Origin of the sequence: Enterococcus spodopteracolus, from assembly GCF_030441955.1 — a bacterium.
Taxonomy (GTDB): Bacteria; Bacillota; Bacilli; order Lactobacillales; family Enterococcaceae; genus Enterococcus_B; species Enterococcus_B spodopteracolus.
The window spans coordinates 1-359 of record NZ_JARJHD010000141.1 but is presented as its reverse complement, the minus strand read 5'-3'; the positions used below and the strand labels follow the sequence as shown (position 1 = coordinate 359).

Sequence of the window (359 nt, the reverse complement as noted above, 5' to 3'; positions counted from 1 at the left end):
CTTCGCGCTGCAGACCACCAACGAGCGCAGCAACTTCATCGTGCTGGCCTACAGCTCGGTGCCGCAGATCACCAACCGGGGCAACAAGCTGACCCTGCGCATCCCGCCCGAGTTCACCTCGTACATCGACCCGTTCTCCAAGTACGTGATGGGCCGCTTCGGCAAGAAGGTGGCCCTGGTGGGCGCCGACCACGACTACGCCAAGGCCTGGGTCGCCGCCTTCAAGCCCGGCTGGGAAAAGCTGGGCGGCACCGTGGTGGCCGAGAACGCCATGAGCTACAACCGCGCCACCGATTTCTACAGCGGCGTGAGCAAGGCCCTGGCCGAAAAGCCCGATGTGCTCTTCGTGGGCGGAGCCT

1 protein-coding gene is annotated in these 359 nt (G+C 65.2%); it reads left to right on the top strand.

Annotated features, from left to right (window positions below):
• On the top strand, positions 1 to 359 hold a 359-nt coding region (locus P3R27_RS14940), incomplete at both ends, for an ABC transporter substrate-binding protein (RefSeq protein ID WP_301399209.1).